The organism is uncultured Leptotrichia sp. (assembly GCF_938036635.1).
GTDB classification, from domain to species: Bacteria; Fusobacteriota; Fusobacteriia; order Fusobacteriales; family Leptotrichiaceae; genus Leptotrichia; species Leptotrichia hongkongensis.
On sequence record NZ_CALHQO010000536.1, the window covers coordinates 1 to 1,299 of the forward strand.

1 protein-coding gene is annotated in these 1,299 nt (G+C 27.0%); it reads left to right on the forward strand.

What is annotated here, in order from left to right; translation table 11 throughout:
* Positions 1–91: 91 nt before the first annotated feature.
* Positions 92–1,009, forward strand: coding sequence for a hypothetical protein (locus tag Q0370_RS10685; RefSeq protein WP_299575546.1), 918 nt, complete (start codon positions 92–94; stop codon positions 1,007–1,009).
* Positions 1,010–1,299: the final 290 nt, after the last annotated feature.

Consider the following 1,299-nt stretch of genomic DNA (forward strand, 5'->3'; position numbering starts at 1 on the left):
TATATCACTTTTCAAACTGAATAACAACAAAAAACATTCTCTTTATAAAATCCTGAAAATATGATAAAATTACTAAAAAAGGAGAAAGGCCATGAAATCAAAAAAAATAAAAACAATTATTTTACTTGGAGCATTATCAGCTTCTTTGACATCTTTTGGATTTTCCAAAAAATCACCGAAAACAAAAAAAGAAAATATTAAAAAAGTAGATAATTTGAATCAAAATAAAAATATCAATAACAATGAAGATAAAAATAAAAACTCTCAAAATTTAAGTGAAAGACCAAAATTGTCGATTTCAAAAGAAGAACTTAACCGTGTGGCTAAAAGAATTTTTCAAAATGAAGCTGCTGGGAAAAAGAACGATTTAGTTGTTTGGAATAGCGGAGAGAATTTCCCATCGCTTGGGATAGGGCATTTTATTTGGTATAAAAAAGGTGAAAAAGGTAAATTTGAAGAAAGTTTTCCGCCACTTGTGGAATTTTATAAATCTAAAAATATTGAATTGCCAAAAATTATTAAAGATAACAAATTTGCACCTTGGAAAAGCCGAGAAGAGTTTTTGAAATTAAAACAAAATAATAATCCAGAAATTACTGAACTAATTAATTTTCTTTACAACACGCAGGATACACAAATTGAGTTTATTTTCAACCGTCTGGAAGATTCGCTGGAAAAAATGCTAAAAGTTGCAAAAAATAAAGAAAATGTCAAAAAACAATTTTACCGTGTTGCAAAATCTCCAAATGGTCTTTATCCTTTAATTGACTATGTTAATTTCAAGGGAGAAGGAACTACAAGAACAGAAACTTATAAGGGAGAAGGATGGGGGCTTCTTCAAGTCCTTGAAAATATGAAAGGAACTGAAAGCGGAAAAGCAGCTCTTGAAGAATTTAGCAATTCTGCAAAATTTGTGCTTGAAAGACGGGTAAAAAATTCCGATCCTGCAAAAAATGAGAAAAAATGGCTGCTAGGATGGTTAAATCGTTGCAATACATATAAAAATTAAGTTTAAAACAATAAAGGAAATTTTGTATTTAATTTTTGATATTAAGCCGTTTTAAAATTTGAATAGAATAATTATAATTATCAAGTCAGATGCTGTTGCTGTAATAACATTATAAAATAGTCTAAATTTTTATTTGGGCTATTTTTTTGTGAAAACTGTTAAATATATTAGATTTAGGGAACTATTATTTAAGCATAAAAGAAATTAATAGTAAAAAAAATCACATTATAAACAAAATTGCTTGCAAATATGACTGACTATAAGATATAATATAGGTATATAAAAATTTT

What these genes read in the sequence shown, in the direction of transcription:
- Q0370_RS10685 (WP_299575546.1), top strand. Translation starts at nt 92, where the DNA reads ATGAAATCAAAAAAAATAAAAACAATTATTTTACTTGGAGCATTATCA.